At 37.8% G+C, this 19,566-nt stretch carries 22 protein-coding genes; 10 read left to right on the top strand and 12 right to left on the bottom strand.

What is annotated here, in order from left to right:
* Positions 1–138 precede the first annotated feature (138 nt).
* Positions 139–834: a LytR/AlgR family response regulator transcription factor gene (locus ACFQ1K_RS00485; protein WP_076620930.1), complete on the top strand. Its 696-nt coding sequence runs from the start codon at positions 139–141 to the stop codon at positions 832–834.
* A gap of 73 nt (positions 835–907) precedes the next feature.
* On the opposite strand, the gene priA is transcribed toward ACFQ1K_RS00485, so the two are convergent.
* From priA to nadC, 4 genes are read right to left on the bottom strand one after another with little or no spacing between them, the layout of a single operon-like run.
* On the bottom strand, positions 908–3,361 hold the full coding sequence (gene priA, locus ACFQ1K_RS00480) for a replication restart helicase PriA (RefSeq protein WP_320556149.1): 2,454 nt from the start codon (positions 3,359–3,361) through the stop codon (positions 908–910).
* Positions 3,358–3,786, bottom strand: coding sequence for a DUF2147 domain-containing protein (locus ACFQ1K_RS00475; protein ID WP_320556148.1), 429 nt, complete (start codon positions 3,784–3,786; stop codon positions 3,358–3,360). The genes priA and ACFQ1K_RS00475 overlap by 4 nt, the downstream gene beginning before the upstream one ends.
* Positions 3,776–4,717, bottom strand: a complete 942-nt coding sequence (locus ACFQ1K_RS00470; protein ID WP_320556147.1) for a YihY/virulence factor BrkB family protein — start codon at positions 4,715–4,717, stop codon at positions 3,776–3,778. Before ACFQ1K_RS00470 ends, ACFQ1K_RS00475 begins: the two co-directional genes overlap by 11 nt.
* A gap of 1 nt (position 4,718) precedes the next feature.
* Complete coding sequence (nadC, locus tag ACFQ1K_RS00465) at positions 4,719–5,576, bottom strand: carboxylating nicotinate-nucleotide diphosphorylase (protein ID WP_320556146.1); 858 nt, start codon at positions 5,574–5,576, stop codon at positions 4,719–4,721.
* Between the two features lie 187 nt (positions 5,577–5,763).
* On the opposite strand from nadC, the gene rlmH reads away from it, so the two are divergent.
* Positions 5,764–6,237, top strand: a complete 474-nt coding sequence (gene rlmH / locus ACFQ1K_RS00460; RefSeq protein WP_320556145.1) for a 23S rRNA (pseudouridine(1915)-N(3))-methyltransferase RlmH — start codon at positions 5,764–5,766, stop codon at positions 6,235–6,237.
* A 54-nt stretch (positions 6,238–6,291) separates the two neighbouring features.
* Here rlmH and ACFQ1K_RS00455 read toward each other — a convergent pair whose 3' ends face one another.
* Entirely contained in the window at positions 6,292–6,591 is a 300-nt protein-coding gene (locus tag ACFQ1K_RS00455; protein ID WP_320556144.1) for an HPF/RaiA family ribosome-associated protein, read from the bottom strand.
* Positions 6,592–6,744: 153 nt separating this feature from the next.
* Between ACFQ1K_RS00455 and ACFQ1K_RS00450 the strand changes: the two genes are divergently transcribed.
* Entirely contained in the window at positions 6,745–7,167 is a 423-nt protein-coding gene (locus tag ACFQ1K_RS00450; RefSeq protein ID WP_320556143.1) for a thiol-disulfide oxidoreductase DCC family protein, read from the top strand.
* Here ACFQ1K_RS00450 and ACFQ1K_RS00445 read toward each other — a convergent pair.
* Positions 7,140–8,936: a glycoside hydrolase family 2 TIM barrel-domain containing protein gene (locus ACFQ1K_RS00445; protein WP_320556142.1), complete on the bottom strand. Its 1,797-nt coding sequence runs from the start codon at positions 8,934–8,936 to the stop codon at positions 7,140–7,142. The genes ACFQ1K_RS00450 and ACFQ1K_RS00445 overlap by 28 nt on opposite strands.
* Before the next feature lie 88 nt (positions 8,937–9,024).
* Between ACFQ1K_RS00445 and ACFQ1K_RS00440 the strand changes: the two genes are divergently transcribed.
* The 5 genes from ACFQ1K_RS00440 to ACFQ1K_RS00420 all read left to right on the top strand — a co-directional run bounded on the left by ACFQ1K_RS00440 (position 9,025) and on the right by ACFQ1K_RS00420 (position 14,476).
* Positions 9,025–9,615 (top strand): non-canonical purine NTP diphosphatase, encoded by a 591-nt coding sequence (locus ACFQ1K_RS00440; protein ID WP_320556167.1) that lies wholly within the window; start codon positions 9,025–9,027, stop codon positions 9,613–9,615.
* Complete coding sequence (locus tag ACFQ1K_RS00435; RefSeq protein WP_320556141.1) at positions 9,602–10,477, top strand: hypothetical protein; 876 nt, start codon at positions 9,602–9,604, stop codon at positions 10,475–10,477. The genes ACFQ1K_RS00440 and ACFQ1K_RS00435 overlap by 14 nt, the downstream gene beginning before the upstream one ends.
* Before the next feature lie 126 nt (positions 10,478–10,603).
* Complete coding sequence (locus ACFQ1K_RS00430) at positions 10,604–11,449, top strand: hypothetical protein (RefSeq protein ID WP_320556140.1); 846 nt, start codon at positions 10,604–10,606, stop codon at positions 11,447–11,449.
* A 316-nt stretch (positions 11,450–11,765) separates the two neighbouring features.
* Positions 11,766–13,550, top strand: a complete 1,785-nt coding sequence (locus ACFQ1K_RS00425) for a DEAD/DEAH box helicase (RefSeq protein WP_320556139.1) — start codon at positions 11,766–11,768, stop codon at positions 13,548–13,550.
* 122 nt (positions 13,551–13,672) lie between these two features.
* Positions 13,673–14,476, top strand: coding sequence for a carboxypeptidase-like regulatory domain-containing protein (locus ACFQ1K_RS00420; protein ID WP_320556138.1), 804 nt, complete (start codon positions 13,673–13,675; stop codon positions 14,474–14,476).
* Here the strand turns inward: ACFQ1K_RS00420 and ACFQ1K_RS00415 are convergent.
* Together ACFQ1K_RS00415 and ACFQ1K_RS00410 are read right to left on the bottom strand one after the other, a co-directional pair.
* A complete protein-coding gene (locus ACFQ1K_RS00415; RefSeq protein WP_320556137.1) occupies positions 14,473–14,835 on the bottom strand; it encodes a VOC family protein in 363 nt (120 codons plus the stop codon). The genes ACFQ1K_RS00420 and ACFQ1K_RS00415 overlap by 4 nt on opposite strands.
* 39 nt (positions 14,836–14,874) lie before the next feature.
* On the bottom strand, positions 14,875–15,531 hold the full coding sequence (locus ACFQ1K_RS00410; RefSeq protein ID WP_320556136.1) for a TrmH family RNA methyltransferase: 657 nt from the start codon (positions 15,529–15,531) through the stop codon (positions 14,875–14,877).
* Between the two features lie 44 nt (positions 15,532–15,575).
* On the opposite strand from ACFQ1K_RS00410, the gene ACFQ1K_RS00405 reads away from it, so the two are divergent.
* Complete coding sequence (locus ACFQ1K_RS00405; protein WP_320556135.1) at positions 15,576–16,250, top strand: SIR2 family NAD-dependent protein deacylase; 675 nt, start codon at positions 15,576–15,578, stop codon at positions 16,248–16,250.
* A gap of 74 nt (positions 16,251–16,324) precedes the next feature.
* Here the strand turns inward: ACFQ1K_RS00405 and ACFQ1K_RS00400 are convergent, their stop codons facing one another.
* Together ACFQ1K_RS00400 and ACFQ1K_RS00395 are read right to left on the bottom strand one after the other, a co-directional pair.
* Positions 16,325–16,525, bottom strand: a complete 201-nt coding sequence (locus ACFQ1K_RS00400) for a helix-turn-helix transcriptional regulator (RefSeq protein ID WP_320556134.1) — start codon at positions 16,523–16,525, stop codon at positions 16,325–16,327.
* Complete coding sequence (locus ACFQ1K_RS00395; protein ID WP_320556133.1) at positions 16,525–16,974, bottom strand: hypothetical protein; 450 nt, start codon at positions 16,972–16,974, stop codon at positions 16,525–16,527. Before ACFQ1K_RS00395 ends, ACFQ1K_RS00400 begins: the two co-directional genes overlap by 1 nt.
* A gap of 207 nt (positions 16,975–17,181) precedes the next feature.
* Here ACFQ1K_RS00395 and ACFQ1K_RS00390 point away from each other — a divergent pair, with 207 nt between their 5' ends.
* Positions 17,182–17,721 (top strand): dihydrofolate reductase family protein, encoded by a 540-nt coding sequence (locus tag ACFQ1K_RS00390; protein ID WP_320556132.1) that lies wholly within the window; start codon positions 17,182–17,184, stop codon positions 17,719–17,721.
* Positions 17,722–17,830: 109 nt separating this feature from the next.
* Here the strand turns inward: ACFQ1K_RS00390 and ACFQ1K_RS00385 are convergent, their stop codons facing one another.
* Positions 17,831–19,063, bottom strand: a complete 1,233-nt coding sequence (locus ACFQ1K_RS00385) for a glycosyltransferase (RefSeq protein ID WP_320556131.1) — start codon at positions 19,061–19,063, stop codon at positions 17,831–17,833.
* A gap of 3 nt (positions 19,064–19,066) precedes the next feature.
* On the bottom strand, positions 19,067–19,546 hold the full coding sequence (locus ACFQ1K_RS00380) for a heme-binding domain-containing protein (protein WP_320556130.1): 480 nt from the start codon (positions 19,544–19,546) through the stop codon (positions 19,067–19,069).
* Positions 19,547–19,566 lie beyond the last annotated feature (20 nt).

Raw genomic sequence — 19,566 nt, 5'->3', positions numbered from 1 at the left:
AACGTTTTTGAAAGGAAAGTTTCTAACAAATTTTACACTTAAGATTATGTTAAATTTTACTGTTTGTCGGTAAAATTTGTTTTTTAACCGAAATTATCGTACTATTGTCGATATCTTAACCTAATAAATATTAATGTTATGACTTTAAACTGTGTAGTTGTTGATGATTCTGCGATTCAGCGCCTCTCTATTGTAAAGTTAATTGAGAATCACTCTTCACTTAACCTTATTGCAGAGTACAGCAGTGCGTTAGAAACAAAAAACGGACTTAATACACACAAGGTAGATCTAATCTTTCTAGATATAGAAATGCCAGTATTAAACGGATTTGAACTCCTAGATGTACTCAACAACAAACCCCAAATTATTTTTGTTACAGGTAAAACCGAATATGCTTTTAAGGCATTTAATTACGATGCTACCGACTATCTTCAAAAACCAATCACCAAAGAACGTTTTAATACTGCTGTTGAAAAAGCTATTGAGCAGCACAAATTAAAATTAGACTTTAACGAAACTGACGGTGAACACATCTTTGTAAAGAGTAACCTTAAAAAGCGTAAAGTTTACATTAAGGATATTAAATGGATTGAAGCACTAGGCGATTATGTAAAAGTTGTAACGGAAGAAAACAGCCTTGTTGTTTTATCTACAATGAAAGCTTTTGAAAAGGAATTACCCGAAGGAAAGTTTTTGAGAATTCACAAATCGTATATCGTGAATTTAGATAAAATCGATCGCTTTAACAGTAAAAATGTTGAAGTAGGCGCTTATGAGATTCCTTTGAGTCGAAATAAGAAAACACAATTAGTAGATGCTTTGAACAATATGTAGAACACTACACGTTTCAGAATATCTCATTACACATTGATATCAAATCCCAGCACTTGTTGGGATTTTTTATTGCTTAATAGTTATCCACGTTGATGACAACTCTTACCGACCTAAAATCTTTTATGGCGTTAAAACTGTTATCTATCTTCATTATGGATTCCTTTGTTTTGCTGAGTGACTGATTTTGAGGAATCTTAATTAAGATATTTTTGTTGAACAGGTTTCTAATTCTGGATATTGGTGGAAACTCTGGCCCTAAGACATTTGTCTTAAACACTTGTCTCAGAGATTTGGCATACCAATCGGCTGCCAAATTAACTCGATTGTAATCCTTATGCTTTAATGTAATTTTAATTAAACGATAAATCGGCGGATATTTAAAGTTATAGCGATCATTCATCTGCTCTGCATACATTTCCTTGTATGCGTTTGTAGATACTTGCTGTAAAATGTTATGATGAGGGTTATACGTTTGAATCAACACCTTACCTCTGATATCGGTTCGTCCTGCCCTACCTGCTACCTGCGTCATTAATTGGTAACTTCGCTCGTGCGCTCTAAAATCTGGGAAATTTAGTAAATTATCAGCATTCATTATACCAACCAGCTTTACATGTCTAAAATCCAGTCCTTTGGTGAGCATTTGCGTGCCAACCAAAATATCGATCTCTCGTTGTTCAAGTTTCGTAATAATTTTTTCAAAGCCATGTTTTCCTCGTGTGGTATCCAAGTCCATACGAGCCACCTTCTTATCTGGAAAGAGCACCTTAACCTCTTCCTCAATTTGCTCGGTTCCAAAACCCTTGGTGTCTAGAGTGGCATTTCCACAAGCCTGACAATTTTTAAGCATTACAGTGTTATAACCACAATAATGACACCTTAACTGATCTCTATATTGATGGTAAGTTAAGCTAACATCACAATTGGGACATTGCGGTGAGTTACCACAAGTCGTACATTCCACAATTGGCGAAAACCCTCTTCTATTTTGAAATATTATAATTTGAAATCCTTCATTCAAGGTCTCATCCATCTCTTCAATCAGGCGATCCGAAAAATGACCTTTCATGCGCTTTCGCTTGTACTTATCTGCCAAATCAACCAACTCGATATCTGGCATAAGCACATTATTAAAACGTGTTTTTAATTCCACAAAACCATATTTACCTTGGCTTGCATTAAAATAACTTTCCAAACTTGGCGTGGCTGATCCTAAAATGGTTTTCGCTTGATGAATGCTAGCTAAAACTATAGCGGCATCCCTGGCATGGTATCTCGGTGCTGGATCAAATTGCTTGTAAGACTGCTCATGTTCTTCATCTACGATAACCAATCCTAAATTCGAAAACGGTAAGAGTAACGAGGAACGTGCTCCTATTACTAATTGTGCCTTTTCTAAATTGTTTTTAAGATTTTGCCAGACCTCAACACGCTCGTTATTGGAATACCTACTGTGAAAAACGGCAACCCTTTCGCCAAAATAATCTTGTAAACGTTGTACCAACTGTGTTGTTAAGGCAATCTCTGGCAATAAATACAGTACTTGCTTACCTAAATTAAGTTGGTCTTCGATAAGTTTTACATAGATTTCCGTTTTACCTGAAGAGGTTACACCATGTAATAAAGTGACGGATTTGGTTTCAAAAGAAGCTTTGATTTCTTCCAATGCGCTTGTTTGAGCCTTACTTAATTGCTTAGTCTGTTCACTGCCATCGCCCTCAAATTGGATCCGATCTGTTTGAATGTAATATTCCTCTAATATAGATTTATCTATTAGTGCTTTAATGATAGTTGAAGACGCTCCACTGCGTTCACTTAATTCAGAGACCTTTATCGGTTTATGTTCTGACGCTTCAAGGCTAAATAACGTCAATATAACCTCACGTTGCTTCGGTGCACGGTTTAAAATTTCTAATAATTCCTGTAGCTTTTCTTCAGATTTATGTGCTTCATGAAGTTTAACATAGCGCACGAGTTTTGGCTTATACTTTTCATAAAGTTCCTCCTGCAATTGCAACACTCCCTTTTCAACCAAGCGGTTTACAACGGGTAAAATCCGTTTTTTATCCAAAATGGAAACCACATCCTCTATTTTCAATGACGACTGATATTGTAAAGCTTCGTAGATTAAAAATTCATCGTCCTTTAGATCTGCTTCTGATATTTCGGTATTGGTATTTCTAATAAGAATTGTTTCACTTTCTATGAGAAAAGCATTTGGCATGGCAGCACGCATGACTTCACCCAAACTGCACATATAATAATTGGCTATCCATTGCCAATGCTGTAATTGTAATTCGGTAACAATCGGTTCTTCATCTAAAATTTGATGAATGGTCTTTGCTTCGTAAGCCGCTGGCGGATTGTTATGAACCTTATAAGCTAAAGCGGTGTAAATTTTACTCTTACCAAAGGGCACTGCCACTCGCATTCCCTGTTTTAGAAATTTTGCTTCTGCTGCAGTGATGTGATAGGTAAATGCCTTCTGAAGCGGAATAGGTAATATGACATCAAGAAAATGGGTCATGGATTAACACGTTTCCAGTATTGTGTTTTATAAAAGAAAGCCAAGTAACCCCTCACCTGTAAGGTATCCATATCCTCTTCTAATTTTAAACGGCATTTGTAAACTTTACCATTTTCAGGATTAAGAATGGTACCACCCTCATAAACCTCATCGTCTTTTTCCATTCCTTCAATAATAACCAAGTTTAAAATGGGCTGTCCTTTTTTATCACCATCACACTTAGAACATTTAGGATTTTCTTTTGATGGATTTAATAACTCAACGATTTTTCCGTAAACTTTCCCATCCTTTTCATAAATCTCAACAATAGATTTTTCCTTGCCAGTTTCATCATCAATCGTTTTCCATTTGCCCAAAATATTTTGAGCATCCATGGTATTGACAATTAAGGCTAATAGTATAGTTAAAAAAAGTTTATTCTTCATTGGTATTGATCTTTTTAAGTCTGCGTAATGATACATTCAACTCATACCCTAACAATAAAATGTTGGAATTCAACCAAAGGTACAATAGCAAAATTAACAAGGCGCCTATTGACCCATACAGCTTATTGTATTGCGAAAAATTATCGATGTAGATTCCAAAGAGAAATGAGGTTAATATAATCAGTAAGGTGGTGAGCAAGGCTCCAATCGAAAAGAAACGGGTGTGTTTTCCTTCCTTGGTGCCAAAGTAGTATAATGTCGCTGTTGCTATATACACCATAACTACAAAAAACAGATATTTTACGGTGCTAATCCACTGTTCACTGGTGGCACTTTCTGTATCCAAAGCATTGTTTAAAGGTGTGATAATATAAATTTGGGCGTAACCAAAAAACGCAACCGTTAGGAGTACTAAAAATGCTAGAATGAGCGCTACTCCAAGCGCATATAAATATTGTTGAAACACATTACGCGTCAATTGCTCGTGATACGAATTCTCAAATCCTGAAAACACGGCGTTAACACCATTGGCCATTAAGAGCATAGATAGCAAAAACACAGATGATAATAATCCCGCACCTGTACCTCCACTAATATTTTCAAAAATATTAGCAAAAAAGAACTCTGATGTTTGGGGTGGTAGAAAATCGTTTAAAAAAAGCTCAAATTGTTCTTGAAAGCCTTCAATAGGAATATATGGCATTAAGATAATGACAAACAGTAAAAACGGAAAAATTGCCGTAAAAAAACTAAAGGCTATGGCACTGGCTCTAGTTGTTAAAGCACCTTTTACAATACCCATAACATACAGCTCTAACAAATCATAAATAGACAAACCCTCAAAACCTGGCAATCTAATCTGCTTAAAAAAGCGTACCAATAAATTTATTACAGGTATTTTGTCGAGCTTATCTTCTATGGGCTTTGTCATACTAAACTGCCTTTAAGCTTAGATCCATATTGTATACCGAGTGTGTCAATGCTCCCGAAGAAATATAATTGACACCGCATTCGGCATAACGTCTTACCGTTTTTTCATTGATACCACCTGAGGATTCCGTAAGACATTGGTCACCAATAAGTTTTACGGCTTTTCTGGTATCTTCATAATTAAAGTTATCTATTAGAATGCGATACACTCCACCACAATCTAGGATTTCTTTAATCTCATCGAGGTCACGTGCTTCAACGATGATTTTAAGGTCTCTATGGGTATCTTTTAGGTATTGTTTCGTCTTTTCAATGGCTTTAGCCACACCACCAGCAAAATCGATGTGATTGTCTTTTAGCATGATCATATCGTAGAGTGCAAATCGATGATTTTCGCCACCTCCAATTTTAACTGCCCATTTTTCCAAAGCTCTAATACCTGGTGTGGTTTTGCGCGTATCCAATATTTTGGTTCCCGTACCTTCCAATAAATCCACAAAAGTTTTTGTTTTAGTGGCAATGGCGCTCATGCGTTGCATGGCATTGAGTACTAAACGTTCTGCTTTTAAAATAGATTGTGAAGAACCCTCCACATAAAACACAACATCTCCATGCTTTACCTGACTTCCATCTTCAATGAGCACGTCTACTTTCATGTCCTTATCCACATAGTTAAAAACCTGTTTTGCAAAATCAATTCCAGCAATTATTCCATTGTCCTTTACTAAAAGTTTGGCTTTTCCCACTGCCGAAGCTGGTATACATGCCAAGGAACTATGATCACCATCACCAACATCTTCTCTAATGGCATTGGCAATAATTAAATCTATTTCGTGTTGGAATTGTTCTTTTGAAATCATTACACATTTATTTCATGTAAAAATAGGAATTGAAATTTGAAAAGTTTAATAAATCTTAGGTCTGTTCGAGTGAATTTATAAGCAAAACCAATAAATTTGTATAGAGAACGGTTAACATTAGACATCTCGATACAATTACAATTTCGATGATTATCAAAAATGAAATCACTCGAAGTGACAATAGACTATGAATATCAAACTCATCGCCATAGGCAAAACAGATAATAAAAACCTTCAAACCTTAATTGAAGACTATCAAAAGCGCTTAAACCACTATATAAAGTTTGAATTTGAGATTATACCGGATCTCAAAAATGTAAAACACCTTTCAGAGACCCAACAGAAAGAAAAGGAAGGCGAACTCATACTTGCCAAAACCCAAAATTCCGATATACTCATTTTATTGGATGAAAATGGAAAGCAAATGAATTCCATTGCGTTTTCTAACTATTTACAAAAACACATGAATTCCGGAATTAAAACCTTGATTTTTGTGATTGGTGGACCTTATGGCTTTTCCGAAGACCTTTACAATAGAGCCAACGGAACATTAGGACTATCTAAAATGACGTTTTCGCATCAAATGGTTCGTTTGTTTTTTATAGAACAATTATACAGAGGGTTTACTATTTTAAAGAACGAACCATATCATCATAGATAACCAACCGAGTAAACCCTCTGTTATAATCAAACGTCTAAGCGTTTTATCTCAATTTTAAAATGTTTTAAATACTCCTTTTCTTTTTTTTAGTTGACGTGTTAAATCGTTAATCGTTTCATTGACAGCCATTTCATAAGATGGCTTGTTGGACGTTGCAAAAATTCGCGGTCCTGGAAGACTCAATTCTATATTACATATTTTACCTGCGTCGTGGTCTTTGTCATCGTGTTTGATGTACACCTGCGCTGATATTAAAAATTCAAATTTATTGGATAATTTCTCTAACTTTTCTCTGGTAAATGCTGATAATGTCTCACTTACATCTGTATTTACGTATTGAAAATTTACCGTCATATTTATACTTGTTTTAATTAATAATTCCTTTATCTAATATACAACTTTTAACGCTTGGGATTACTGATAATTATCATAAATAATCTTTAAAATCCAAACATTATGAAAGTTTAAAACGCCTGTATCGACTATTATTTTACAACCGAATGCTTTATGAACAACCAAAGCAAAGCCAATATTATTATTTTTGATGGTGCGTGTAATTTATGCAATGGTGTTGTACGTTGGCTGTTAAAGTCGGCACCCAAGCATACATTTCAGTTTGTTGCTTTTCAGTCGCCATGCGGTCAGGCATTGCTATCCCAATATGGTTTTCCATTAGAGGAACTCACAACCGTCATTCTTATTGATGATAACGGCATAAGTACCCATTCGGACGGCTTTTTAAAAATCTTGGGCAAACTGCCCAAGTACCAATTACTTTCAGGCGTTTTAGGGTACATTCCAAGAGTTCCAAGAGATGTTATTTATAAGATTGCTTCTAGGAATCGGGTAAAATGGTTCGGGCAAGCAGACCGTTGCATTATAGGGACACCACAGGATAACCCCTATTCAAACACCACATCATCGATATAAATTTTGTGTGGTAATCCAGTACCACTAGAAAAAATAACAAGTCCCGACCGTATGCAAGACAAGTCCAATCGCTTGGTTTTAATGGTATATTTCTTCCATTCCTTGGTTAATTTAATTTCAATAGACTTTTTGGCCGTATCGTAATAGGTTTTATCATTTTCAATAAGACCAAAGCCTATTGTCGCCATCACATTGCTACTGTCCGATTTTGCCCAAAAACTAAAGGTTTTAGCGCCAGAAATATCATAACCACCCAAAATATCTCCCCAGTCATTGGCAGGATCTACCATCGCAAATCCATACCAATCATAACCTACGTTGTAACTAATGGCAATAGCGGTTTTACCGGAATGTACCTGCGCTGTATGGTTTAAATCAACCTCCATGGCCCTGTAATTTCCCATATAAGCTGATGGGAAATAGGGAACGTGCTCATTATCCTTATAAACATAAAATGGCAACTTTGCCTTGGGTACCTTAAACTCCCGTTTAGCTGCTATGTTATCTTTAACCTTAATGGATGTTGAAGCAATCCCTAAATTGCCATAGGTATCCTTCGCGAAGGCATAGACTTTTATAGCTCCGTTTTCACGCGGTAACTGAATCTCAAAACCCTGCTCCAAGTTGCTTCTAAAATTTAAGGGCAGCATCTGATTTCGGCGCCTTCGACTGCCTTCACGCTGATTATAATAAAAGCTAACAGCCAACGCTTCATTTTCTGCATCGGTAACCTGCAACTCCACAGGAATCCAAGTCGTGCTGTTGTAAGTCTCATTTGGCAAACTGAAGGCTTCAATAACAGGCACACTATTGTCCGGTGTTTTACCTGTAAATGCTTCACGTATGGCCCAATATTGTGGTCGGTACAAGTCATTAAAATGGGTCATTAACCACACACCACCAAAATCGGTACCACTACTGTAATGAAATACATACACGCCCAAACACGAGGGTTTGGTTTTAATCCAGTTGCTGTAGCCCTTAACAATGGCATCGTATTTTTCCTTGTCCGAAGGTTCTATTTTTACACCATTTTTATCGGCTGGTGCATCCCATTCGCCTGTGACTCCAAACTCGGTGACGATATAGGGTTTATCAATTTGGCGTTTATCCAATTCATCCTGAAGCACACCCGCACCAGGACCATAACTATTTAAACCGTAAATGTCTAAGGATGGCACGTATTGTTCCCACCAATCCAATCCAAACGTCCAAGCCTCAACAGAGGTTATGGGATGATTGGCATCCAATTGCTTTATGTTGCTACACACGCACTCCAAAAACTTTGAATACACCAGCTTTTCTTCATCCGTCGCCATATTTAAGTACACTTCATTGGCCACTCCCCAAGTTAAAACAGCAGGATGATTCTTATAAGTATTTACGGTTTCCATAGCAGCATTGTACATGGCCTCCATACCTTCGTTGTCCGTGAGGTAGTCAAAACTGTCATCATCTTCCATTCCAGGTCGGCCATGGCGCAACCAGATACCGAGCATCACTTTGATGTTGTAACGTTCTGCCGCATCCAATAGCGCTGGTGTGTTCTCATCCGTACCCCAAGTTCTAATGGTATTGACACCAATGGACTTTAAATCCTTAAAATAGGTATCGTAATTGGCTACATCATCATGATACCCAAAAGTGACACCTTTGATGTCAAAGGGCATTCCATCCACTTCCATAATCCATTTGGAGTCCACCTTTTTGACCACCGTTTGGCCAAACGCGCTTAAAGACAGCGCACAAAACAATATAAGTAACCGCATTGTTCACATTTTAGAGTTATAAATTTAAGACATCCCAAACCCAAAAACGAATATTAAAGTATATTTACCTTCCTATTACATCCATATGATGCAGATTGTCTTTGCCACCAATAACCAAAACAAAATTAAAGAGGTACAAGCCTTAGTGCCCAAGCACATTACCCTATTAAGCCTTAAGGACATTGGTTGCCACGAGGAGCTACCCGAAACTACGGGCACGATTGCGGGCAATGCCCAACAAAAAGCCAGTTATGTAAAAGACCATTACGGTTACGATTGCTTTGCGGACGACACAGGCTTGGAAGTCGATGCCCTTAATGGCGCGCCTGGTGTGGATACGGCACATTATGCTGGTCCGCAACGCAGCGCTGAGGACAATATGAACAAACTACTGGCAAAACTAGAAAATGTGACCTCACGAAAAGCCCAATTTAAAACGGTCATTGCTTTGCACCTCAATGGAGCACTCAAGACCTTCACAGGTATTTGCAAAGGCGAGATTACGACCGAAAAACAGGGCACGCAAGGTTTTGGTTACGACCCTATTTTTAAAGCTGAGGGCTACGACCAAACCTTTGCCGAAATCCCTTTGGAAGAAAAAAACAAAATTGGCCATCGTGGTAAGGCCGTACAACAGCTTATTAAATTTTTAAACACCCTTACGGATGCTTCAAATTAAATACACCTACATAGTAGTCATCACCATGCTCATGTTGGCATGCTCTAGTTACGCACAAGATGAAGCCGCTAAAGTGCGTGAGACCTGCAATACCTTTATACGAGCACGCAAAGCCCTAAAACAGGGCGACACCCTTTTAATAAAGTCCGTTACCGAAGATTCCTTGTACAAGCTTCTTATGCTGAACCACAACTACGCTAAGATGCTCAAAACCCGAATCATCGAAGCCGATTTAAACATTTGGGCTAAATCTGTGGAAGTCAATGACAGCTGTGGCAGTTGCCAAATGAGCGGTTACGAATACTACAACATTAAGGTATGTAAGTACGATGGCAAATGGAAAGTTATGGGCGAAAATGACATTTACGCCACAACAGAGCGCATCCAAAGGGCACAGCAAAAAATTATAAACTATAAACAGGAGGTTAAAACGCGGCCAGCCGTAGACTCCATACTTAGGGTAGTGAACCAATTTTTTAAGGATGCCCATAATTACTTTGAAACCGAAACCTTAGAACCCTTAAGCACCACCTGTAATGCCGAAACCATACGTTTTATCCAAAAGCTGTATGGCTATGCCAAAGAACGCACAGGATTGGACTTACTGCATAAGGAAATGAATGCACCCAGCTTTTTGGTGGGCGATGTTATTTTTGAGGCCGACCGTACCTTATTTAAGTTTTCTAGGGAAGATATTTATATCGTACTGCGGAAACCAAAAGACACTTATATAATCCATGGATTTAATAAGATGGATGCAGAAGCTATAGATGATGAAGCGATGGCCTCGGATTATCTCGATTTATTGCGCTCCATGAAACTGATACGGCAGTCGCGTTACCGTGACAAAGCCCTGAACTAAAAAAATACGTGAAGTTACGTATTGATATTATGGTTTAAAATGGCGACCTTCGCTTATCGGTGGATATAAACCATTAAAACGAGTTCATATCCTAAACGTTGTAAAACATTTTGACCTAACCAACAAATGAAAGAAATACTAAAGTCATTTTTTGAATCATCAAAGGATAGAATTAAAAATCCTTTAATTGGAACCTTTATTATCTCTTGGATAGCTATAAATTGGAGACCTATAACAGTTTTATTATTCTCTGACAAAAATGTCGAAAACCGAATTAATTACATAGAAAATAATTATGCTACTGTTGGCACTTATTTTCTTATACCATTTGGAATAGCTTTGATATATGTTATAGTCCTTCCATATTTTATGTGGGCAGTCGACGAATTAGTAAGAAAATCAACAATTGGTAGAAAGAAAAATCTTATTAAACAACAAGTCTTTGATTACGAGGGCAAGCAAGAGATTGCCATCCAAGAAAGCAAGTTAGAAGATTTAAAAGCCAGTTACAGAGATAAAGCTGATTTTAATAAGCAAATCGAGCAGCTACGAAATCAATTAGACGAAAGAGAGGTATATTTAAAATCTCAATCAATGGAATTAGAAACATTGAAAAATGAGAATGAAGAATTAAAAAAGCTAATTTCTGACAGCAGTAAAAACAAACAAAATACACAGAATTCTATATATGAGAACCAATATATAGAATTTAGGGAATCTGATTTATACGATTATTTTAGAGATGTAGGCGTAAAGATTAGAAATGGCGGAGAATTTCCTCACGGCATAAATGAAATAATCAAAGAAAAATATTTAATACAAGGTATAGTTGAAGAAGTAAGAGAGGAAAATAATTTTTATTACAAGTTCTCTAACAAAGGTTTATTCTTTTGGAAAAAATATGTGAATAGTATTCGTGTTTCGAAAAATATAAAACCATCGGATAATGTCGACGATGACTTGCCTTTCTAAAAAAACGTTTTACAACAATGGCTATAAGTAATTGCTTGTTCTCGCCTACTTCTGAAAATCCTCGCGGATTTTCAGTTTGGTGTGTACTTGCTAAGTTAAACGCTAAACCACGCAACTACTCATGGCCGAGACCGATAAGCGCACCACCGCATTGCCAATCCAAATAAAAGACTATCTTTGCGCCGAAATTCACGGCACTTAAAACTAACCGTGAAGACCTCAGAGTGAGGTGTGTTACCAGAAGTTTAGGTTTAAGTATGTCGATACGCTTCTAATGTAACACTGCATTAATTTATCGCATACAGTAACAACAACAATGGAAACATTCCAAAACCTTGGTCTTAACAAAGACCTATTAGACGCTATTTCAGATCTAGGATTTGAAACACCAAGCGAAATTCAACAAAAAGCAATTCCGGTACTATTAGAAGAAGAGCGCGACCTAGTGGCTTTAGCACAAACCGGCACAGGAAAAACCGCTGCTTTTGGCTTTCCGATGCTTCAAAAAATTGACATTAACAGCAGAACCACTCAAGGGCTTATCCTCTCACCTACCAGAGAACTCTGTTTGCAAATTACCAACGAGCTCAAACTCTATGGTAAGTATTGTAAGGGCTTAAATGTGGTGGCCATTTATGGTGGCGCTAGCGTTACCGAACAGGCCAAACAAATAAAAAAAGGAGCACAAATCGTGGTGGCCACACCAGGCCGTATGAAGGATATGATCAGTCGTAATCTGGTAGACATTTCCAAAATTCAATACAGCGTCTTGGACGAAGCCGATGAAATGCTCAACATGGGCTTTTACGAAGATATTACGGATATCTTATCACACACACCTGCCGATAAAAGCACCTGGTTGTTTTCGGCAACCATGCCCAAAGAGGTGGCTACCATTGCCAAAAAATTTATGTACCAGCCTCTTGAAATAACAGTAGGTAATAAAAACGAAAGTACCAGCAATGTATCCCACGAATATTACGTGGTGAATGGTCGTGACCGCTATTTAGCCTTAAAACGTCTGGCCGATGCCAATCCGGATATTTTTTCGGTAGTATTCTGTAGAACCAAGCGCGATACCCAAAAAATCGCAGAAAAACTAATTGAGGATGGCTATAATGCTGGCGCCTTACATGGGGATTTAAGTCAGAATCAGCGTGATTTGGTCATGAAATCCTTTAGAAACAATCAAATCCAAATGCTAGTTGCGACGGATGTGGCAGCAAGAGGGATTGATGTAGACGATATTACACACGTGATCAATTACCAATTACCAGATGAAATTGAAACCTATACGCACCGTTCTGGTCGTACAGGACGTGCCGGTAAAACAGGTGTATCTATGGTGATTGTAGCTAAAAGTGAAGTACGCAAGATTAAAAGTATTGAGCGCATTATTAAAAAGCAGTTTGAGAAAAAGGAAATTCCGTCTGGTATGGAAATCTGCGAAGTGCAACTGATGAGCTTAGCGAAAAAGGTGCATAACACGGAAGTCAATCACGAAATTGACAAATATTTAGACAGCATCAACGCATTGTTTGAGGATACCAATAAAGAGGAATTGATCAAGAAGTTTTTCTCTGTTGAGTTTACCCGTTTCTTTAACTATTATCAAGGGTCTAAGGATTTATCGGTATCGGATTCTGGCAGTCATGATGCTGATGAACGCAGTTCGGGCAATGATACGCGCTACTTTATCAATGTAGGCCGTAAAGATGGTTACGATTGGATGGCGCTTAAGGATTTCTTGAAAGAGGTATTGGAACTGGGCAAAGACGATGTCTTTAAAGTGGATGTCAAAGACAGCTTTTCATTTTTTAACACGGACAAAGACCATGAGAAAAAGGTATTGGACTTCTTTACCGATTTTAAATACAATGGGCGCTTCGTAAATGTAGAAGTTAGCGAAAATAAAGGCCGTGGCGGAGGCGGTAAACGCGATAGAGGTCGTGGCAAGCGTAAAGGTAATGATAGACCAAGAGGTGAAAAACGCTCTAGACGTAGTAACGATTCCAGTTTCCAAGGAGGAAGACGCTCGGACCGTTCCAAGAAAGGTAAACGCTCAGCATCGGACAGACCACGTCGCTCAAGACGTAAATAAACATAAAGCCTCTGATTAGAGGCTTTTTTTTATGGCATGCATGTTGTTAATATTTAGTCAAATCTTGTAGTCCAAATGGTGAAATCCGTTTAGTTTCTTACCTTTACGTTGTATTTAAATTTATGCGCTACTTACTACTTATATTTTTATGCTTCACTACAGTTTACAGCTATAGTCAAGACAGCACCGCCACCAAACTTCCCACAACCGTTAAGGGAACGATTACCAGTGCAACAACCCAAGAACCTTTGAGTGAGGTTAACATTGTTAACATCAACCAAGTTGTAGGTACGGCCACCGATGACAATGGTGCATTTGAAATAAAGGCGAAGGTGAACGACACTTTGCACCTCTCCTACTTAGGCTACAAATCCTTAAAAGTTAGAGTCACTAACGACTGGCTAAAATTTGGAAATACCGAAATCGTTATGACCGAATTGGCATTGGCCTTGGAAGAGGTGACCGTAAAGTCCTTGGAACTTACAGGCTACTTAGAAGTAGACATGAAGCAAGTGCCGATTAGAAATAATAACCAGTATCGTATTTCTGGCCTATATGGTAAAGCTTATGAAGGTGGAAAACCCAATATTGCGACCAAAGTGTTGGGTGCTATTTTTAATCCTGCCGACTTCCTTTATAACATGTTTGGAAAGAAACCAAACGAAATGCAGAAACTCCGAAAGATTAAGGAAGATGATGAGATTAGAAACCAATTGGCCAAACGTTTTGATCGCGAAATGCTCATGGTTCTACTGCGTGTAAACAGATACGATTTAGACGAAATCGTTAACCAATGTAATTACTCTAAGGACTTTATCAATACAGCAAATGATTTACAGATTTTGGATGCCATAAGCGAGTGCTACGAAGAATACAAGGTGATTCAACGCAGTAAGGAACGTAAAAATAAAAAAGATAAGACCTAAGCATTGGAGTGCAGCGCCACCCGATTGCCTTCCGTATCTATAAAGACTCCCATAAAACCATGTTCGTCTGAAATTTTGGTTTTAGGCTGATAAATTTGACCTCCTGCTGCTTCTATTCGATCCAATTCATTCTGAACATCTTTAGACATAAAATAAACCAACGTCCCCTCCTGGCTTGGGATATAGGATTCCTGTTTAATAAGGGTTCCTGTAGCACCTTCACCTCCGTTTTGATTTGGGAACCATCCCATTTGCAGTCCACCAAAATCAACCTCTTGAATTTTTACCTTAAAAACAGTTTCATAGAATTTTTTAGCACGCGCCATATCGTTTACCGGAATTTCAAACCATCCTACCATAATCGTAAGTATTAATGATAATGCTTCAAGTTACAAAAATTAAAGCTTCGCTGTGTAGCGCTCTACAATGGCATCATAATCCTTTAAGGTCTTCTTAATCCAATCGAAACGTTTTTCAATTTGTTCCGCTTCGGTTAATTGCCATTTGATATCGGATTTACGCAATTTGGATGTCACATGCTGAAGAATGATGGCTGCTGAGACGGAAATATTCAAACTTTCGGTAAAGCCTACCATTGGAATTTTTAAAAAGCAATCCGCTTCTTCCACAACACGCTCAGATAGACCCTCGGTTTCCCTACCAAAGAAAAAACAGGAGCGCTTGGAAATGTCAAAATCGATGAGATCACAGTCCTTGGCGTGTGGACTGGTCGCCACGATTTGATAGCCTTTGGATTTTAAATCCTCGATACAGGATTTTGTGGTGTGGTACCGATTAAGATCGACCCATTTTTGAGCTCCCATGGCAATTTCTCGATCAATGCGTTTAGAATTGATTTCTTCAACAATATTCACTTCCTGTATGCCAAACACATCACAAGAACGTATAACCGCAGAGGTATTATGCAATTGGTAGACATCTTCCGTGGCCACCGTAAAATACTTGGTGCGCTGCGCCAAAACGGTTTTAAAACGTTCTTTTCGGTTTTCGGTAAGATAGGATTCCAGATATTCTAAAAGTTTTAAATCTGCCATAATTCAAAAATACGTATTGTTGTTATATTTTTTATTTTTAAAATATGAAACACATTGTCGTATTAACAGGAGCTGGTATGAGTGCCGAAAGTGGAGTCAAGACCTTTAGGGACCATGATGGACTCTGGGAAGGCCATGATGTGATGAAAGTGGCTTCACCAGAAGGATTTAGACAAAATCCAGAATTGGTGTTAGACTTTTATAACCAGAGACGCAGACAGCTTAAAGAGGTGCAACCCAACGATGCGCACAAGGCCATTGCAGCACTGGAAGAACAGTATAAGGTGACCGTTGTAACACAAAATATAGATGATTTACATGAGCGAGCTGGGAGTACCGATGTGGTGCATTTGCATGGTGAACTACGAAAGATAAGAAGCTCTGGCAATACCAATGACATCCATGTATGGACTGAAGATCTTCATGTTGGTGACACCTGTAAAAAAGGCTATCAATTGCGTCCGCACGTGGTTTGGTTTGGCGAAGACGTCCCTATGATGGATACCGCTATTAAAATCTGTTATGCAGCTGATATTCTTATCATCATTGGCACAAGTATGCAAGTCTATCCTGCCGCGAGCCTAATTCATTATGTACAACCCGATACCGCTATTTATTACATTGATCCAAGACCCGCCATGGTTGGCAACCAAAATATTAAAGTGATTGCCAAAACCGCCACAGAAGGTATGAAGCATATGTTGAAGCTTTTAAAATAAGTTTTGAAAGCATGTCACGTAGTTCGTAATACATCTCGACAATTGATGTCGAGACACTTGAACTGACCTATAAATTAATCATCCGCACTCAGCTTAAAAAAGTCATTAACCGGTTTGTTAAATACCTCCGATAATTTTAGAGCCAACACCGTAGAAGGTACATAACGATTAGCCTCTATGGAATTAATGGTTTGACGTGACACTCCTATTTTTTCAGCCAGTTCACCTTGCGTCAGGTTCAGAATGGCACGCTCTACCTTAATCGTATTTTCCATTATCTGGTTCGTTTTAGCGTGTGGTAAAACATAAGTTGAATCATAAGCATAAACAGCAATACCTGAAAATCCCCTAAATCCTTATACACTTCACCACCAGAGTGAACCACATTAGAGACACCAAACTCCACATATGGCATAACCAAGGCATAGACCACACCAACAATAAAGGCCACAGCATAGGATTGTGCCCTAAGACTGATGGTCATTTCGTCCTCAAATTTGTCTTTAGACACCGACATGACCAACATACCAACGAGTAATGTTTTTTGCAATAAGAGTTTTAACCATTCCGTATCTCCATCCATAACCCATGCTCTTACAAACATCATGATAATAGATAGTATTGTTACAATTACACCTAGAGTCATAAACGCATGTGGCAATCTAAACTTTCCAATTTTTAAGAGCTGTTTACGCTCGTTTTCCATTAATTTTTCCGTATTCATGATTGACAAATATTTTTTATAATTAGTAAAATACTTTTAACTATATGACAAATATATTTTACATTTTGAAATTAAGCAAGGTTTTTAACAAAAACTTGATAGAGTTATTTTTTATGGCGAACTTCGTTAAGGAGGGATGCAATTCTGTAAATGGCTTTGATATCCTAAAGGTTGAAATTCACATGGAAAAACAGTACCCAATAAATAATGAGTAAAAAGAATAGTGTTTTCATTGCGACAAGTTTGGACGGCTATATCGCTGACAAAAATGGTGGAATTGATTGGCTACATACGATACCAAACCCAGAACATGATGATTTGGGATATGTAGAATTCAACAATGAAATTGACGCTCTTGTGATGGGGCGTACAACATTTGAAACCGTTTGCTGTTTTGATATTGATTGGCCCTATGATAAACCGGTATTTGTATTGAGCAATAAGTTAAAAGGAATACCTGAAGCTTATAAAGGGAAAGCATTTTTAGTTAAAGGAACTTTGACGGAAATTTTAGACCAAATCAATGAAAAAGGATTTAATAGACTTTATATCGACGGAGGAACCACAATAAGAAGTTTTCTGAAAGAGGATTTAATTGACGAAATGGTAATTACCACAATTCCGATTTTATTGGGCGGTGGTGCTTCTTTATTCTCAGAACTTCCGAACGCACTGCAATTTGAACTGGTTGGAACAAAAACATATTTAAATCAAATAACTCAGAATCATTATAAACGAAAGAAATAAAATACAAAATGACAAGTGGTTGCTTGTTCTAAACTAATCTTGAAAGTCCTCGCTGAGTTTTAATTTGGCGTGTAACCAGCAAAGTTCGGTAAAAAACCACGAAACGAAATCACCTATTCTTCTCGGCTATCCACTTACTCAAATACTTGGTACTTTGTAACGTTTGATGTTGCAATATGCTTCCCATAAAGTTATTTTGACGATGTCTTTTTAAATCTGTGTTTAAGTCTTGGATTTTTTGTGCAGAGTCATTTTCAAATTTGGCCTTATCAAAACGCGTATTCACAACCTCAAAACCATAGTCTTGCTTATCTTGCCATAACTCTGCATTGGTATAAAGTTCAACGGCCTTTTGCGCAAATGCCTTGGGATGGTTTTCTATAAAACCATTTGGTTGTAGTTCTCCAAACATGCCTTCAGCAGCAATGTTAGTCATCACACAAGGTGTACCATTTTGCATAGCATCTACAAGTTTGCCTTTTAGTCCTGCACCAAAACGCAAGGGTGCCAAACATACTTTAGCTTGTTGCATCACTATATTGACATCTTCTGCAAACCCTTTAATTAAAAAACCTTCCTTTTCGTTATGCAGTTGTGTCACTTTTTGTGACTCATAAGCACCGTAAATATGTAACTCTGCCTTTGGTAAGTGTTGGCGAATCAATGACCAAATGGTTTGCTTTAGATACACTACTGCATCGTAATTTGGTGGATGCAAAAAATTACCAATGGTTATAAAATGTTGACGTTCTTTAAAAGCTGGTAAACTGTTTATCCTCTCTTCATTTATTGGCTCCAACAAAAACGGCAGATAATGCAGTAAGCTTTGGTCGATCTTAAATTGTTGGGTTAAAATATCTATTTCGGCTTCAGAAATAAACAAGCTTACATCACAACGATAAATACTTGCAATTTCGCGCTTGGTTGTATCGTTTTGTAGGTGCTCAACTGTAACATCAACTCCTTCTTTTAAAGCCAATTCCCTAGCCTTTCTTAAACCATGAAAATCTTCAGTATCTAAAATGCGCATAGCATGAGGGCAGTGCTCTATTACACGCCATCCGTATTGCTCTTCTACCATAAAACGATCAAAAAGCACAACATCTGGTTGCAGCTTAATTATAAAGTCATCAAAAGAAGCGTCATTGAGTACTATGCTTTGCGTATTTACACCGAGTTGGGATAGATCGTAAGTATTATCGGAAGTTTTGGCAGCGCAGGCAAAAGTGATTTTAAAATCTTGATCGAGAAATTGCTCAATTAACTGTAGCATTCGGCTGCCAGCTGCAGAACTTTTAGGTTCTGGCCAAACGAATCCGATAATTAAGAGTTTTTTGCTCACTAATTATTGTGGATCTTTTAAAAAAGCATACTTCATTCGAGCGGTTTTAACCCAGGCTTCTATAGCCTCAATCTGTTCCTTGCTAAGTTTAGCATCACGGTGCGTCCAGGTGTAGCTTGGTAAAGGCATATGGCCTTCTTCTACTTCCTCTGCAAGCTCTTCTAATTTGTGGTCCTTTTTCTTAACGGAATAGTCGGTCCATTTAGATACATTAAAGTGTTTTTTACCGTCCTTAACATGGTCCGCCAACCAATAATTTACAGGAGTAATATTGTTGTACCAAGGATAGCGTGTATGGTCACTATGGCAATCAAAACAAGCACTCTTCATTATCAGTTGAACATCTTCAGGTGGATTGGTATCTGCTATAAAGGCCTCAACCGAAGCAATATCTCCATCATTTTTTTCTGGCCCAAAAAATTGTGCGATTATCAGTACGACTAATAAAACAAGACCTACTTTTTTAAGTGATTTTTTTATCATGGTTTTTTAACTAATTTAGA

It is taken from the genome of Winogradskyella aquimaris (genome assembly GCF_042676105.1).
GTDB classification, from domain to species: Bacteria; Bacteroidota; Bacteroidia; order Flavobacteriales; family Flavobacteriaceae; genus Winogradskyella; species Winogradskyella aquimaris.
Note: the sequence above shows the minus strand (reverse complement) of the source record. Positions and strands in the feature narration are given on the sequence as shown.

Excerpts from the sequence above, each read along its gene's own strand:
- ACFQ1K_RS00485 (WP_076620930.1), top strand. The coding sequence starts at position 139 with ATGACTTTAAACTGTGTAGTTGTTGATGATTCTGCGATTCAGCGCCTC.
- priA (WP_320556149.1), bottom strand. The coding sequence starts at position 3,361 with ATGACCCATTTTCTTGATGTCATATTACCTATTCCGCTTCAGAAGGCA.
- ACFQ1K_RS00475 (WP_320556148.1), bottom strand. The coding sequence starts at position 3,786 with ATGAAGAATAAACTTTTTTTAACTATACTATTAGCCTTAATTGTCAAT.
- ACFQ1K_RS00470 (WP_320556147.1), bottom strand. The coding sequence starts at position 4,717 with ATGACAAAGCCCATAGAAGATAAGCTCGACAAAATACCTGTAATAAAT.
- nadC (WP_320556146.1), bottom strand. The coding sequence starts at position 5,576 with ATGATTTCAAAAGAACAATTCCAACACGAAATAGATTTAATTATTGCC.
- rlmH (WP_320556145.1), top strand. The coding sequence starts at position 5,764 with ATGAATATCAAACTCATCGCCATAGGCAAAACAGATAATAAAAACCTT.
- ACFQ1K_RS00455 (WP_320556144.1), bottom strand. The coding sequence starts at position 6,591 with ATGACGGTAAATTTTCAATACGTAAATACAGATGTAAGTGAGACATTA.
- ACFQ1K_RS00450 (WP_320556143.1), top strand. The coding sequence starts at position 6,745 with ATGAACAACCAAAGCAAAGCCAATATTATTATTTTTGATGGTGCGTGT.
- ACFQ1K_RS00445 (WP_320556142.1), bottom strand. The coding sequence starts at position 8,936 with ATGCGGTTACTTATATTGTTTTGTGCGCTGTCTTTAAGCGCGTTTGGC.
- ACFQ1K_RS00440 (WP_320556167.1), top strand. The coding sequence starts at position 9,025 with ATGCAGATTGTCTTTGCCACCAATAACCAAAACAAAATTAAAGAGGTA.
- ACFQ1K_RS00435 (WP_320556141.1), top strand. The coding sequence starts at position 9,602 with ATGCTTCAAATTAAATACACCTACATAGTAGTCATCACCATGCTCATG.
- ACFQ1K_RS00430 (WP_320556140.1), top strand. The coding sequence starts at position 10,604 with ATGAAAGAAATACTAAAGTCATTTTTTGAATCATCAAAGGATAGAATT.
- ACFQ1K_RS00425 (WP_320556139.1), top strand. The coding sequence starts at position 11,766 with ATGGAAACATTCCAAAACCTTGGTCTTAACAAAGACCTATTAGACGCT.
- ACFQ1K_RS00420 (WP_320556138.1), top strand. The coding sequence starts at position 13,673 with ATGCGCTACTTACTACTTATATTTTTATGCTTCACTACAGTTTACAGC.
- ACFQ1K_RS00415 (WP_320556137.1), bottom strand. The coding sequence starts at position 14,835 with ATGGTAGGATGGTTTGAAATTCCGGTAAACGATATGGCGCGTGCTAAA.
- ACFQ1K_RS00410 (WP_320556136.1), bottom strand. The coding sequence starts at position 15,531 with ATGGCAGATTTAAAACTTTTAGAATATCTGGAATCCTATCTTACCGAA.
- ACFQ1K_RS00405 (WP_320556135.1), top strand. The coding sequence starts at position 15,576 with ATGAAACACATTGTCGTATTAACAGGAGCTGGTATGAGTGCCGAAAGT.
- ACFQ1K_RS00400 (WP_320556134.1), bottom strand. The coding sequence starts at position 16,525 with ATGGAAAATACGATTAAGGTAGAGCGTGCCATTCTGAACCTGACGCAA.
- ACFQ1K_RS00395 (WP_320556133.1), bottom strand. The coding sequence starts at position 16,974 with ATGAATACGGAAAAATTAATGGAAAACGAGCGTAAACAGCTCTTAAAA.
- ACFQ1K_RS00390 (WP_320556132.1), top strand. The coding sequence starts at position 17,182 with ATGAGTAAAAAGAATAGTGTTTTCATTGCGACAAGTTTGGACGGCTAT.
- ACFQ1K_RS00380 (WP_320556130.1), bottom strand. The coding sequence starts at position 19,546 with ATGATAAAAAAATCACTTAAAAAAGTAGGTCTTGTTTTATTAGTCGTA.